The organism is Gordonia sp. SMJS1, assembly GCF_029866425.1.
Taxonomy (GTDB): Bacteria; Actinomycetota; Actinomycetes; order Mycobacteriales; family Mycobacteriaceae; genus Gordonia; species Gordonia hongkongensis.
This window is the reverse complement of the sequence record NZ_CP123381.1, coordinates 157080-171047: the sequence shown is the minus strand read 5'-3', so window position 1 is coordinate 171047 and position 13968 is coordinate 157080. Positions and strand designations below refer to the sequence as shown.

The following is a 13968-nucleotide window of genomic DNA, read 5'->3' as shown; positions in this document are numbered from 1 at the left end:
ACCATGACCACTCCACCCGCCGAACCACCTCGCGTCGGCCGGCACGCCGCCGATCGGGACGCACCTGATCCCGCCCCCACGTGGAAGGCAGCAGCCCCGACCGCACCGGCACACGCCGCTGCCCCGCCCCGGCCACCCGCGACCACGGCCCCAGCCCCGGCGACCCCGGCAGTGGCGACCCCGGCACGGACGCAGGTGCCGAACACCATCGGCGACCTGCTGACCACGATGTCCGAGGTGGCCCGGGAGGCGGGCCGTAACGATCTCGTCAGTCGCCTCGACGGCGCGCGCACCCGGATCACCGACCCCCGCCTGCGGATCGTCGTGGTGGGTCAGCTGAAACAGGGCAAGAGCTCGTTCGTCAACGCACTGCTCAACCTGGACGTGTGCTCGGTCGGCGACGACGAGACGACCGCGGTGCCGACGGTCATCTCGCACGCCACGCAACCGTCGGCCCATCTGATAGTCGACGGCCCGGCCGCCGACAATCGCATCCCGGTGCCGATGGACGCCATCGCCGGCATCACCCCCGACTCCCCGCTCGCCGGTGGCCGCGAGGTCCTCCGGCTCGAGATCGAGGCACCCGGCCCGTTGCTCGCCGACGGTCTCGTCCTCGTCGACACCCCCGGTGTCGGCGGCCACGGACACCCTTATGCCGCAGCGACTCTCGGCATGGTCGCGGCAGCCGACGCGGTGCTCGTCGTGTCGGATGCCAGCCAGGAGTTCACCGCGCCGGAGATGTCCTTCCTCCAGCAGGTCGCCGGACTGTGCCCGACCATCGCGTGCCTCATCACGAAGACCGACCTGTACCCGCACTGGCGCGCCGTCGTCGACGCCGACCGGAGCCATCTGCAAACCGCCGGCCTCGACATCCCGCTGTTGCCCGTCTCATCGGTGCTGCGCACCCACGCGCTGCGGCTCGGCGACGAGGAACTCAACGCGGAGGCCGGGTTCCTCGATCTGTACCGGTACCTGCGCGAGCGCGTGGTGTCCACCGCACGACAGGCGACCCGGACCACCGTCGCCACCGATCTGCGCGTCGTCAGCGAACATCTCGCGCTCACCCTGGGCAGCGAACTCGCCGCCCTGCGCGATCCGGAGACCGCCGGCCGCGCCGTCGGCGCGCTCCGGGAGGCGAAGTCCGACGCGGAGGCCATGCGACGTCAGTCCGCTCAGTGGCAGCAGACGCTGGCCGACGGCATCGCCGACCTCGCCGCCGACATCGACCACGACCTGCGGGACCGTCTCCGCGCGGTGACCCGGGAAGCCGAACGGGCCATCGACGAGGGCGATCCGGGGGTCGACTGGGAACAGCTGAGCGAGTGGCTGGCCGATCAGACCGCCGCCGTCATCGGTGACAACTTCGTCTGGGCGCATGAGCGATCGGTGTGGCTCGCCGAGCGGGTGGCCGACCACTTCGCGGCGGCCGGCCAGAACTCGCTGCCCGACATCGACGTCGCCGATCTGACCGGTGTGCTCGATTCCGTGGCCGAGCTCGCCGAACTCGACAGCGGCAGAGTCGGTCTCGCCCAGAAGCTGTTGATCGGCATGCGCGGTTCGTACGGCGGTGTGCTGATGTTCGGACTCATCTCGACGATGGTCGGCATGGCGCTCATCAACCCGGTGTCCGTCGGCGCCGGTCTGTTGCTCGGCACCAAGGCGTACCGGGATGACAAGGAGGCGAAGGTCCTCGAACGCCGCGCCAAGGCGAAGGTCGCGGTGCGCGCGTTCACCGACGACGTCAGCTTCCAGGTCGGCAAGGAATCCCGCGACCGGCTGCGGGTCATCCAGCGAGTCCTCCGCGATCACTTCACCTCGGTCGCCGAACAGACCGCACGCTCGATCTCGGAATCCCTCAGTGCCGCACAGTCTGCCGCGACCCTCGCCGATTCGGAGCGATCCGGACGCGTCGCCGAACTCGAGTCCCGGCTCACCGCGGTCGCCGCGCTGCGCAAGGCGGCCGATCATCTCGACCCGGAGGAACCCGCTGCGGAGCTCCCGCGCCGATGACCGACATCGCCCGCGTCCGAGGGTTTCTCGACGCCACCCGCACCGCCCTCGCCGACGACCCGCACGCACAGGCCGAGCTCGACGTGTGCGCCCACCGGTTGTACCAACCGGTGCGGGTCGCCCTGGCCGGTTCGCTCAAAGCTGGCAAGTCGACGCTGCTGAACGCCCTTGTGGGACAGGACATCGCCCCCACCGATGCCACCGAGTGCACGCGGGTCGTCACCTGGTACCGCAACGGCCGGTCGCCGTCGGTCACCGCACACGTCGACGACGGTCGCGCGGTGGGCATCCCGGTCACCCGCATCGACGGTCGACTGGGCTTCGATTTCGGGCGACTCACCGCCGATCGCGTCGACCGTCTGGACGTCGAATGGCCCGCGCGTGCCCTGCAGTCGACGACCATCGTCGACACCCCGGGCACGGCGTCCTTGTCGACGGAGTTGTCCGCGTCGACAATCCGGCTCCTCACCCCCGACGACGGTCAGTCCGGCGTGGACGCCGTCGTCTACCTGTTGCGTTCACTGACCGCCACCGACACGACGATGCTGCGCCGCATCGGGTCGGCCATCGGCGGATCGTCGGGCCCGCTGGGTGTCATCGGCGTCGTCTCCCGCGCGGACGAGCTCGGTGCCGGCCGGATGGATGCGATGATCTCCGCGCACCAGATCGCCGGACGGTTCGCCGGCGAGCTCGAACGCACGGGCCTGTGCCAGGCGGTCGTGCCGGTGGCGGGACTGCTGGCACTGGCCGCCCGCACCATGCGGGAGGTCGAGTTCCGCGCGCTTGCACAGCTGGCCGCGACCCCGGCACCCGACCTCGAGGCGGCCCTGCTGACGATGGACCGGTTCTCCCGTCCGGACATCCTGCCCGACATACCCGCCGAGCTGCGGCGTTCGCTGGCCGAACGCTTCGGCGCCTTCGGCATCCGAATGGCGGTCACGCTCATCCGGTTCGGTGCCGGCTCGTCGTCGGCGCTGGCCGCCGAACTCGTCGAGCGCAGCGGACTCTCGGAGCTGAGCGCCATCATCGACACCCAATTCGGGCAGCGCGCGGACCAGCTCAAGTCGCATTCGGCGCTGGTGACGATGGATCACCTCCTGGCCGCGTCAGCGTCGGCGGGGGCGCGCGAAGTCCGGGCCGCGGTTCGCCGGGAACTCGCGGACGTCCACGGTTTCCGCGAGCTGCGTCTGCTCGGCACCATCCGGGCCGGGGGCGTTGACCTCCCCCCTGATCAGAGGGCCGAGATCACCCGGCTCATCGGCGGGTCGGGCATCGATCCCGCGGCCCGCCTCGGACTGCCCGCGACCGCCGACCTGTACACACTGCGGGACGCGGCGATCGACGCCGCGCGGACCTGGCGGGCACGTGCCGGGCATCCGCTCCTCGCGCCGGCCTCGGCGTCGGCGTGTCAGGTCGCGGTGCGTAGTGCCGAGGGTATCGTCGCCCAACTCGGTGAGGCGGTCCGGACCGGCGGCGAGGGTTTCAGCGCAGGGATGCCGTGACCGACCGGGTGTAGGACGCTCCGGTGGCGACGACCGCGACGAGCGCGGCCGCCACCGGAATCCACTGGGCGACAATCGGAAGTCCGGCGTCGGCGAGTGCCGTCGCGGACGGGCTGACGGTGAGGTGGAAGGCCACGGCGCCGGCCACGGCGACGACGGCACCGACCGTCAGGATGCTCCGGCCGGACCGTCGACTGTCCCAGAGTCGCGCGGACCCGAACAGCCCGAGGAGCACGACGACCAGAGCGATCGCCCCGCCCACCATCAACGAGATGTCCACGGCGCGTGCGGCATCGGTCCCGCTGCCCGGATTGGTCCGGACGAGATCGGCGGCCAGGACGGACCGAATGTCGTTCAGCGACACCAGCGTCAGGCCGACGGTCACCACGACCAGGGCCACCGACACCAACCAGCCGAGGATCACATAGCGAGTGACCGGGGAGCGTCCGACCGGCCGCTGCGGGCGCAGCGGCGTGACGGCGACGCGCGGGCGGGGAGGCGGAGAGCCGTCGGCGTTCGACATCCCTCGATGGTAGTTGCCTGCGCGTTCCGCTACCCCGAACCGGCGCAACCTCGGATCATCGTTCTCGAAGCCGCCCCGCGACCACCGCGCACCGCTTGTTGAGCCGTCACCCACCGCTGGTTGAGCCGGCACCGAGCGCAGCGAGGAGCCGAGTCGAAGCCACCCGGCAACCACCACCGCACGTCCCCCGATCGGTGGACGTGCCATTCACCCCACCCATCACCCGGTCAGCGGAATCCCCCGACCACCCATCCCCGGCAGAGTCAGTGGTGTCACCAACACAACCCCCACACCACACCGGAGCCCACCATGAAAACCACCACCCGCATCGCCACCGCCACCCTCGGACTCGTCGCCGCCACCGGCATCGCCCTCGGCGCCGCCGGCGCAGCCCACGCCGGCACCCTACCCATCACCCGACCCGGCGAACCCACCGTCGCCATGACCATCACCAACCACACCGACAAGCCCGAATACCTCCAAGGCGCCAACGCCGACGGCGGCCAATGGATCAACGCACCCCAACACATCCTCTACCCCGGAGCCACCGAAACAATAACCGCCACCGCACCCTTCACCAACCACCTCGACGTCAACGCCATCTACCGCATCGGACTGTTCGGCCCCACCGCCAACTACCAACTCACCAACCACCCCCACAACGTCAACACCGCCATGAGCAGCATCTGGGGACCCCACGCCCAGAACTACTGGATGAACAACCACATCGACACCGGATACCCCCAGGTCAACGTCGGCTTCGACCAGTGGTGAACTACCGCGGACAAACGCAGAATGCGTCGTAGGTACCGGTTTCCGGTACCTACGACGCATTCTGTGTGGGTCGGACCTCAGGGGCCGGCGGTGGCCCCCGTCAGTGGTGGCGACGTCGCCAGCAGGTCGTTCTCCTCGTCGGTGAAAGTCCGTGCCCGCGAAAGGAAACGAACCCCTTCCGGTGCCTCGAGACTGAATCCGGCACCGCGGCCTTTCACGACGTCGAGGATCAGCTGAGTGTGTTTCCACAGCTCGAACTGGTCACCGTTGATCCAGACCCGAACGGCCGGAATGGGTTCGGGTAATTCGATCTCGCCGACCAGCACGTCTCGCTGGCCCACGCGATACTCCCCGACCGGATAACACATCGGGGCCGAGCCGTCACAGCACCCACCGGACTGGTGGATCATGAGGCCGCCGTGCAGCTCCGACAACTTGGTCAGGAGCTGCACGGCGGAGTCTGTGGCGACCACGCGATCAGGAACACTCTGCTCGGCGGTCATCGTCAATCACCTTTCGTCTGCTCCCTGAGGTGCGAGGAGCGCGACCCCTCCGCTCCCTGAGGTCCGAGGAGCGTTAGCGACGAGCCTCGAAGGGCTCGACGGGTCAGAAGAAACCCTTGGCGCTCTGAGCGTAACCGACCAGGAGGTTCTTGGTCTGCTGGTAGTGCTCGAGCATCATGAGGTGGTTCTCGCGACCGATACCGGACTGCTTGTAGCCGCCGAAGGCGGCGTGCGCCGGGTAGTCGTGGTAGGTGTTCGTCCACACCCGGCCGGCCTGGATCTCGCGGCCCGCCCGGTAGGCGGTCGCACCGTCGCGGCTCCACACACCGGCACCGAGCCCGTAGAGCGTGTCGTTGGCGATGTGCATGGCGTCGGCGAAGTCCTTGAAGGTGGTGACCGCGAGGACCGGGCCGAAGATCTCTTCCTGGAAGATGCGCATCTTGTTGTTGCCCTGGAAGACAGTCGGTTTGATGTAGAAGCCGCCGGCCAGGTCGCCGTCGAGTTCGGCTGCCTCGCCGCCGATCAGCACCTCGGCGCCCTCGTCCTTGCCGATGGCGAGGTAGGAGGAGATCTTCTCGAACTGATCGTTGGAGGCCTGCGCGCCCATCATCGTGTCGGTGTCGAGGGGGTTGCCCTGCTTGATCTTTCCGACGCGGTCGACGGCCTTGGCGATGAACTCGTCGTAGATGTCCTGCTGGATGAGTGCGCGGCTGGGGCAGGTGCACACCTCGCCCTGGTTGAGCGCGAACATCGAGAAGCCTTCCAGCGCGCGGTCGAGGAACCCGTCGTCGGCGGACATCACGTCGTTGAAGAAGATGTTCGGGCTCTTGCCGCCCAGCTCGAGGGTGACCGGGATCAGGTTCTCCGAGGCGTACTGCATGATGAGCCGGCCGGTGGTGGTCTCACCGGTGAACGCGATCTTGCGGATACGGTTGCTCGACGCGAGCGGCTTGCCCGCCTCGACGCCGAACCCGTTGACCACGTTGAGGACTCCGGCGGGAAGCAGGTCGCTGATGAGGCTGACCAGGTACAGGATCGACGCGGGCGTCTGCTCGGCGGGCTTGAGCACCACCGCGTTACCCGCGGCGAGGGCGGGTGCCAGCTTCCACACTGCCATCAGGATCGGGAAGTTCCAGGGGATGATCTGGCCGACGACGCCGAGCGGCTCGTGGAAGTGGTAGGCGACGGTGTCCTCGTCGACCTCGGAGATCGAACCCTCCTGGGCGCGGAGGGCGCCGGCGAAGTAGCGGAAGTGGTCGATGGCCAGCGGGATGTCGGCGGCCATGGTCTCGCGGACGGCCTTGCCGTTGTCCCAGGTCTCGGCGACGGCCAGCTTCTCGAGGTTCTCCTCCATGCGATCGGCGATGCGCAGAAGGGCCAGCGAGCGCTCGGCGACGGGGGTCTTGCCCCATCCGGGTGCGGCCTTGTGGGCGGCGTCGAGCGCGAGGTCGATGTCCTCGGCGGTCGAGCGTGCGACCTCGCAGAAAATCTTGCCGTCGACGGGCGACGGGTTCTCGAAGTACTGACCCTTCACCGGCGGGGTCCACTGTCCGCCGATCCAGTTGTCGTAGCGCGACTCGTAGCTCATCACCGAGCCATCGGCACCCGGCTTTGCGAAGACGGTCATGGTTGCTCCTTGCGTGTGGGCCTCAAGCTGAGGACGCTCTGCGGATGTCACACGGGACACCGGAGGCGTCCGTTGTGATCTGCTCCACACTCTAGGAGCGGGGTGGTTGCACGAGCGTTGCAACGTTGGCCACCTGCTGTTGACGCAGCTCAGCCGGTTACGCCCCGTACCTCTTGTCCAGGAGTCGGATGCGGCCGCCGACGACGGCCCGGTCGGGATCGCCGACCGGCAGGCGGTGTTCGAGGCGGCGCCAGGCGGCGAGGTCGTCGCGTCCGTGGGTCGACGACGTCCACCGGCGGAGGGCCGCGACGTCGCCGGACGCGAAGAGACGTGACCGCAGATCTTCCCGGAGTTCCTCGAAGATGTCGACGATGCCCGGCGCGCTCGACTCGGCGAGCAGTCCGCCGCGACCGAGGTCGTCGACCACCGACGCGAGATCCGTACCCGACGCGATGCGCGACCGGAGGGCGTCGACGTCGGAGGTGATGTCGAGAGTGAGGCGGTAGGGCCTGCTTGCCACGACGTCGGCACCGAGGTCGCGGCGGAGCCGGGAGATCTCGGCTCGCACCGTGACCGGGTCGAGCCCGTCCTCGGCCAGCTTCAAGGCGAGCTGTTCGGTGTTCAGACCTTCTGGAAATGCTTGCAGCAGAACGAGGATCTCGGCATGCCGGCGCGACAGGGTGCGGGCGCCGGGCCCGTCGGCGGCGCGATGCCAGCGTCCCGGGCCGTCACCGAGCACGGCGAGGTGGGCCGCGGCCCGCGCGCCCGGTGACGGGTCGAAGGTGGCCGGGTCGGCGAGATCGACGGCGCCTGCCCGCAGTTCGCGCTCGACAGCGGCGACCACCGACCGGACCGCCGCCAGCGCGAACGGCGCCGCGACCTCGCGCCCGCCGGTCACGTCGATGACACCGATCACGTGCCCGGTCAGCGGGTCGTGCACAGGCGCCGCTGCACAACTCCACTCCTGCACGGGCCCGGCGAAGTGCTCGGGCCCGACGACCTGGACGCTCCGATCGACGGCCAGTGCCAGTCCGGGGGCGTTGGTGCCGACGACCTCCTCGCTCCACACCGAGCCCTCGACGAAGTCGATGTGGCCGGCGCGATCACGGGCGGCCGAGTCGCCCTCGATCCACAGCAGGCGCCCGGACTGGTCGGTCAGGGCGACGACGACCCCCGTGTCGGCGATGGCGTCGACCATCAGGGACTGCACCAACGGCCGGACGGCGGTGATTGGATGCGCGGCGCGGTAGGCGGCGAACTCCGCAGGCGACATCGCGGAGGCACGATCGCCGTTCGGGGTCGCGTCGCTGGGGTCCACTCCGCCGGTCAGGGACCTCGCCCACGAGTCGCGGACGATCGACCGAACCGCATCGGCCGGCGGATTGCCGCCGGAGAGGAAGTCCTCGTACGCCCGGCGGATGCGCGTGGCCACCGAAGCCGCGTCCGTCATGCACCCTCCGTACGATCAGCCGAGTCGATTGCCCGATATGTCGACGATTCTGCCTGCCGCGATGTGATCTCGGCAACAAACACCGAGCTGGTCGTCGCCGGTGAAGGACCGCACCCGGCCTAACCGAACCGCGCGGAGAACGTCCGCGGGGTCATACCGGTGACGGTCTTGAAGTCACGCACGAAGTGCGCCTCGTCGGCGTAGGACAGCTCCGCCGCCAGCGAGGCGAGCGTCCCCGACCGGTCGCGCAGCCGCTCGGCCGCCTCGTGGAGCCGTCGACGTTGGATGAGCCACTTCGGGGTGAGACCGAGACGACGCCGGGTCAGCCGCTGCAGGCTGCGTTCGGTGAGGTGGAATCGCTCGCAGATCTGCGCGACCGCCACCACCGACGAATCGGTTTCCACGTACTCCACGATCGCGTTGATCAGCCGGCCGTCGTCGTCGAGCGGGAGATATGACCGCAGCCAATCCTCGACGCGGCCGGTCGCAGAACGCTGGGTTGTCTCGACCCCGGGTTCGACAGCCATCACCGACCGCACCGACCGCTCGAGGTCGGTGCCCCGCTCACCGAAGACCTCGGACAGTTCGGCATGCCGATCGGTCCATTTCCCGACGTCACCGGTCAGCACTCCCCCGGCGCCCGGCGTGAGCATCACCCCGACTGCCCAGCCGTCGCCGGTCAGCACCGTCTCCGACAACCCGGTCACCACGCCGTAGAAGCGGGCGTAGGTGTTGCTGACGACGATGAGGCAGACGGGGTACTGCAGGACGCGCTGCGGCGCCTCCGCCCCGGGCGGGACCCACCACACCGGCACCCAGAAGCGGCGCACCAGTTCGTCCAGATCGGGGCTCGGCGCCCACCGTCCGATGCGGAAGCTCGCGTCCGACGGGTCGATGAGGTGCGCGCGCTCGACGTCGTCGAGCCGCGCCGGATTGTCGGGTTTCATCAATCACCGTCCCGTGGTCTCGCGGTTGACTCTCATCATGACCGCAATCAACGACACCTCACCATTGCTCGACCACTACGTCCGCCTCGCCGACGGCTTCGCCACCGTCCTCGATGCCGCGCCCGCGAGCACCTGGACCGCGGACTCGCCGTGCGAGGGATGGACCGGACGCGACGTCGTCGGCCACGTCATCGACACCCAGCGCGAGTTCTTCTCCCACCACGACATCGATGCCGGACCGGCACCCTCGCTCGACGACCCGGCCGCCGCCTGGCACACCCACCGCGACACCGTCGCCGGACTGCTCGCCGACCCGACCGTCGGCGAACGCACCTTCGACGGACACTTCGGACCGACGACGATCGGCGAGACCCTCATCCGCTTCTACGGTTTCGACATGGTCGCCCACCGCTGGGACATCGCCCGCGCAGCCGGTACCGACCATCGGTTCTCCGACGACGACCTGTCCGAGATGGAAGCCGCTATCGACGGTTTCGGCGACGCGATCTACTCCGAAGGCGTGTGTCGCAAGGTCGAGATCCCGGCCGGCGCCGATCGTCAGACGACGCTGCTCGCCCGTTTGGGTCGCGTCGCGTCCTGAGGTCCCTGCGGGGACCAGACGCCCCCTTCTGCCCCCTGAGGTGCGAGCCTCCCCTTGCTCCCTGAGGTGCGAGCCTCCCCATGCTCCCTGCGGTGCGAGTCTCCTCTTGCTCCCTGAGGTGCGAGCCTCCCCTTGCTCCCTGCGGTGCGAGTCTCCTCTTGCTCCCTGAGGTGCGAGGAGCGATAGCGACGAGCCTCGAAGGGCCTGGTGAGCGTGCCTCACCAGGACCCTTCGTGACGCGGCCTCCGCAAGCTCCGGCCGCTCCTCAGGGAGCGGAATGACGCAGCGCAAGCTCCGGCCGCTCCTCAGGGAGCGGGGGCGGGCCTAGCCCGCAACTCAAACAGCGCTGAGCGGGGCCTCGCTCGCAACTCAGGGAGCGGGGGCGGGCCCGCACGCACCGAGGGAGCGGTGCGCAGAACTCACGGAATCCAGCCGTTGTGCCGCGGGTAGCGCGCGCGGAGGTGGCCGTAGACGTAGGTGCTCGCGAGCAGTGCGATGCCGGCACCGATCGACGGCCAGAGGAACGCGTTGTCGAGCGAGTCGCGGACCGCCGCGACGGCCCAGCCGATCACGAACAGCACGAGCGCGATGGTCGCCAGAATGCGGATCACGAGGACGACCGTGGCGAGCACCGCCCACACCGCCTCACGCGCCCGCCCCGGACTTCCCGCCACGTCGGTCATCGTAATGTCGGGCCGGGCCGCGGGCAGGCCTCGCGCGTCTCGCATTTGTCCCCACCGGTCGGTGCCGAATGGACAATGGTGGGATGAAGACCATCCTCAACGTCATCTGGCTCGTCCTGTGCGGACTGTGGATGGCGATCGGCTACGTCGTCGCCGGCATCATCTGCTGCATCCTGATCATCACGATCCCGTTCGGCATCGCCTCGTTCCGGATGGCGAGCTACGCGCTCTGGCCCTTCGGACGAACTGTCATCCGCAAGCCGACCGCGGGCGTCGCGTCGACCATCGGCAACGTCATCTGGATCATCGTGGCCGGGTTGTGGCTCGCGATCGGGCACATCACCACCGGCATCGCGATGTGCCTCACGATCATCGGCATCCCCCTCGGCATCGCGAGTTTCAAGATGGTGCCGGTGTCGCTTCTGCCCCTCGGCGCCGAGATCGTCCCGACCGATCAGCGGATGCCCGGCGGTACGCCGGTGCGGATGTGATCCACCGAACGTCGCGCTGACCTCCCCCGACCCATCCGCCACCCAACCCATCCGGGACGCCGATGGATCCGAACAGGTGGCATGACACTCGGGTCCCAGACTGACGTCGCGAGCGCGTGGCTCGGCACGGACGCGACGCTGCCGCCGGTGGCGACGGCCTGTCTCTCGTTGTACGCGACCGGCGCCCGACTCCACCAGGAGTCGTTCAGCCGACATCCCGGATACCCCGGACACCATCCGCGCACGTCATACTTCTTGCCGCAGCCTCGTTGCCTCCGGGCCCACGCGGAAACGTGACGCCCGCCCGCCGAGAGCGGCGTTCGGAGGGACAGCAACAGATCGTTCGACGACGGCAGGAGGCACGTGATGGCTGATCATCTCGATCCCGACGCTGCCGAATTGCTGGAGATGGCACCCCTGGTCGCGCTCGACGCACTGTCCGCCGACGAATTGCGCGACGTCCAGGCTCGGGTCGCGGCCGCGCCGCAGGATCTTCAGACCTTGTTCGACAAGCAGGTCCGCGCGACCCGCGAGGCGCTGGCCGCGCTGAGCAAGACGACGGCCACGCCGCCTCCGCCGACGCTCCGTGACCGCATCCTCTCCGCTGCGCGCGCCGACGCCGGTCTCGACGCGCCGGACGTTGCCGCCCCGGGCGCCGAGGCGCCGACCGGGCCGGGATCGCCGCCTCCGCAGCAGCAATCCGCGCCTGCCGCATCCGATCCGAGCGTTCCCGCCCCCGTGACGCCGACGGTCGGATCGGACGACCGACGGCGCTTGCCTCGCCGCTGGACGTATCTCGCCGCCGCGGCGGTGGCGGCCGTCGCCATCGGCGCCGCCGGGTGGGTCATGGGAGAGTCGAGCTCGCCGGAACCGGAGGTCCGCCCACTGGCCTCACCGGCCGAACAGGTCTTCTCCGCGGAGGACCTGCGGTCGACGGGCGGCCCGGTAGCTACCGGCAATGTCACCGTCTATCTCGCCAAGTCGGCGGATACCGGTGTACTGGTGATGGATTCGGTCCCGCCACCACAGCCGGGGACCGTCTACCAGATGTGGCTCATCGGGCCGGGCGGCGCTCGCTCGGCCGGCACGATGACCGACCAGGACGTCGAACCGGTCACCACCGCCGTGCTCTCCGGGATCAACGACGCCTCGACGCTCGCGTTCACCGTCGAACCGCCCGGCGGTTCGGACCGTCCCACCACCACCCCGGTCGCACAACTGTCGTTGCTCTGAGTATCTCGTCGAAAACCACCCTGTAGAACCGGACACGCGACGCATCGTCGGCTGTCCGTTTCCTACGGGTGGTTTTCGGACTCACTTCAACAGCGCGCGGATCGCCTCGATGCTGTCGGCTTGCGCGGGAGTCTTGTCCGGGCGGTAACGCACCACGCGCGCGAAGCGCAGCGCGACCCCGCCCGGATACCTCGAACTCCGTTGCGCGCCATCGAGTTCGATCTCGACGACGATCTCCGGACGCAGGTACACCGTGTACGAGTCCCGGTGCGTCTCGTGCTTCGGGAACTCCTCGGTCTGCCAGCGCAACAGCTCGTCCGTCAGGCCCTTGAACGTCTTGCCGACCATCACGAGCTCACCCGTCTCGGGATCGCGGGCGCCGAGATGCAGATTCGACAGCCACCCCGACCGCCGGCCCGAGCCCCATTCGGCACCGAGCACCACCAGATCGAACGTGTGCGTCGGTTTGACCTTCTGCCAGGCCTTTCCGCGGCGACCCGCCACATACAGGCCGGCGAGCGACTTCACCATCACACCTTCGTGGCCGTCGGCCATCGCGGCGTCGAAGTGGCTGCGGGCCTCCTCGACGCTCGGCCGGGTGACCGCGGGGATGCGCAACTGCGGGGCGATCGAGTCGATCGCGGCGAGCCGCTCGGACAGCGGCCGGTCGATGAGGTCGACGCCGTCGAGATGAAGGCAGTCGAAAAAGAACGGCTTGAGCAGGCGTTCGGGTTCGCCGGCCGCGGTGGGTCCAGAGCCGAACCGGCTCATGGTGTCCTGGAACGACCGCGGGCGCCCGTCGTCGGAGAGCATCAACGTCTCGCCGTCGAGGATGACCGAGTCGCAGGGCAGGGAGGCGATCACCGAGACGAGGTCGGGGACGTTCGCCGTCACGTCGCGCAGCGTGCGGGTGAACACCGAGATCTCGGTTCCGTTGCGGTGCACCTGGATTCGGGCCCCGTCGAGTTTGTAGTCGACGACGAGGTCGGGCCCGAGGAGCGCAAGCGCGGAGTCGAGGTCGTCGGCGGGTGTCGCGAGCATCGGTTCGACGGCGCGTCCGACCTCCAGGCCGACCCCCGCCAGCGACTCCGCGCCGAACCGGGCCAACGCGGCGGTGACCGGCAGCGAACCGGTCAGCATGTTCGCGCGACGCACCAGAGCCAGATCCTGGCCGGTGACCTTCGCGATGGCGTCGGTCATGACACCGGCCAGCGCCCCCTGCCGCAATTCACCGGTGAGCAGTGCCACGAGGAACTTCTGCTCGGACTCGGTTGACGCGCCGAACAACGACGCGATGATCTCACCTCGGCGCTTCGTCGAACCCGGGCCCGACGCGGACGCGAGCTCGCCGAGCGCGGCGTCGACGGCAGCGACCTCGAGGGTCGGCGAATCGGCCGGTGGTGCCATCAGTTTGGACAGGGACCGCCACCCGACGCCGAGCCGGCCCTGCGGGATCTCACCCGACAGCCAGGCGACGACGACCGGCAGTTCCTCGTCGGTCGCCTGGGAGAGCGCGTCGGCGAGCACCGTCGTCTTCCGGATCCGCGACCGGTCTCGCGCGACATCTGCGGAGGTCTCGACGACGTCGATCAGCCTCATGTCGTCTCGCCTGGTGTCGGACGCG

General features: G+C 69.1%; 13 protein-coding genes. 6 read left to right on the top strand and 7 right to left on the bottom strand.

Features of this window, described 5'->3' with window-relative positions; genetic code table 11:
- Positions 1-3: 3 nt before the first annotated feature.
- Together QAD21_RS00845 and QAD21_RS00840 are read left to right on the top strand one after the other, a co-directional pair.
- Positions 4-2010 carry a dynamin family protein gene (locus QAD21_RS00845; protein WP_280360377.1) on the top strand — a complete coding sequence of 669 codons (2007 nt, stop codon included), beginning with the start codon at positions 4-6 and terminating at the stop codon, positions 2008-2010.
- Entirely contained in the window at positions 2007-3512 is a 1506-nt protein-coding gene (locus QAD21_RS00840) for a dynamin family protein (RefSeq protein WP_280360376.1), read from the top strand. Before QAD21_RS00845 ends, QAD21_RS00840 begins: the two co-directional genes overlap by 4 nt.
- Here QAD21_RS00840 and QAD21_RS00835 read toward each other — a convergent pair.
- A complete protein-coding gene (locus tag QAD21_RS00835) occupies positions 3493-4035 on the bottom strand; it encodes a hypothetical protein (RefSeq protein ID WP_058253388.1) in 543 nt (180 codons plus the stop codon). The genes QAD21_RS00840 and QAD21_RS00835 overlap by 20 nt on opposite strands.
- Before the next feature lie 309 nt (positions 4036-4344).
- Between QAD21_RS00835 and QAD21_RS00830 the strand changes: the two genes are divergently transcribed.
- A complete protein-coding gene (locus QAD21_RS00830; RefSeq protein WP_211539205.1) occupies positions 4345-4809 on the top strand; it encodes a hypothetical protein in 465 nt (154 codons plus the stop codon).
- Positions 4810-4886: 77 nt separating this feature from the next.
- On the opposite strand, the gene QAD21_RS00825 is transcribed toward QAD21_RS00830, so the two are convergent.
- From QAD21_RS00825 to QAD21_RS00810, 4 genes are all read right to left on the bottom strand, one after another.
- A complete protein-coding gene (locus tag QAD21_RS00825; protein WP_065631317.1) occupies positions 4887-5312 on the bottom strand; it encodes a DUF779 domain-containing protein in 426 nt (141 codons plus the stop codon).
- Positions 5313-5415: 103 nt separating this feature from the next.
- Positions 5416-6939: an aldehyde dehydrogenase family protein gene (locus QAD21_RS00820; RefSeq protein ID WP_004021499.1), complete on the bottom strand. Its 1524-nt coding sequence runs from the start codon at positions 6937-6939 to the stop codon at positions 5416-5418.
- Positions 6940-7096: 157 nt separating this feature from the next.
- Positions 7097-8389, bottom strand: coding sequence for a GAF domain-containing protein (locus tag QAD21_RS00815; RefSeq protein ID WP_068971490.1), 1293 nt, complete (start codon positions 8387-8389; stop codon positions 7097-7099).
- Positions 8390-8508: 119 nt separating this feature from the next.
- Positions 8509-9336, bottom strand: coding sequence for a helix-turn-helix domain-containing protein (locus tag QAD21_RS00810; RefSeq protein ID WP_068971489.1), 828 nt, complete (start codon positions 9334-9336; stop codon positions 8509-8511).
- Positions 9337-9373: 37 nt separating this feature from the next.
- On the opposite strand from QAD21_RS00810, the gene QAD21_RS00805 reads away from it, so the two are divergent.
- A complete protein-coding gene (locus tag QAD21_RS00805) occupies positions 9374-9937 on the top strand; it encodes a maleylpyruvate isomerase family mycothiol-dependent enzyme (RefSeq protein WP_068971494.1) in 564 nt (187 codons plus the stop codon).
- A 419-nt stretch (positions 9938-10356) separates the two neighbouring features.
- Here the strand turns inward: QAD21_RS00805 and QAD21_RS00800 are convergent, their stop codons facing one another.
- Complete coding sequence (locus QAD21_RS00800; RefSeq protein WP_058253394.1) at positions 10357-10620, bottom strand: hypothetical protein; 264 nt, start codon at positions 10618-10620, stop codon at positions 10357-10359.
- Positions 10621-10703: 83 nt separating this feature from the next.
- Between QAD21_RS00800 and QAD21_RS00795 the strand changes: the two genes are divergently transcribed.
- Positions 10704-11111, top strand: coding sequence for a YccF domain-containing protein (locus QAD21_RS00795; RefSeq protein ID WP_058253395.1), 408 nt, complete (start codon positions 10704-10706; stop codon positions 11109-11111).
- Positions 11112-11477: 366 nt separating this feature from the next.
- Positions 11478-12344 carry an anti-sigma factor gene (locus QAD21_RS00790; RefSeq protein ID WP_165629265.1) on the top strand — a complete coding sequence of 289 codons (867 nt, stop codon included), beginning with the start codon at positions 11478-11480 and terminating at the stop codon, positions 12342-12344.
- A gap of 81 nt (positions 12345-12425) precedes the next feature.
- Here the strand turns inward: QAD21_RS00790 and QAD21_RS00785 are convergent, their stop codons facing one another.
- Entirely contained in the window at positions 12426-13943 is a 1518-nt protein-coding gene (locus QAD21_RS00785) for an ATP-dependent DNA ligase (RefSeq protein WP_280360375.1), read from the bottom strand.
- Positions 13944-13968 lie beyond the last annotated feature (25 nt).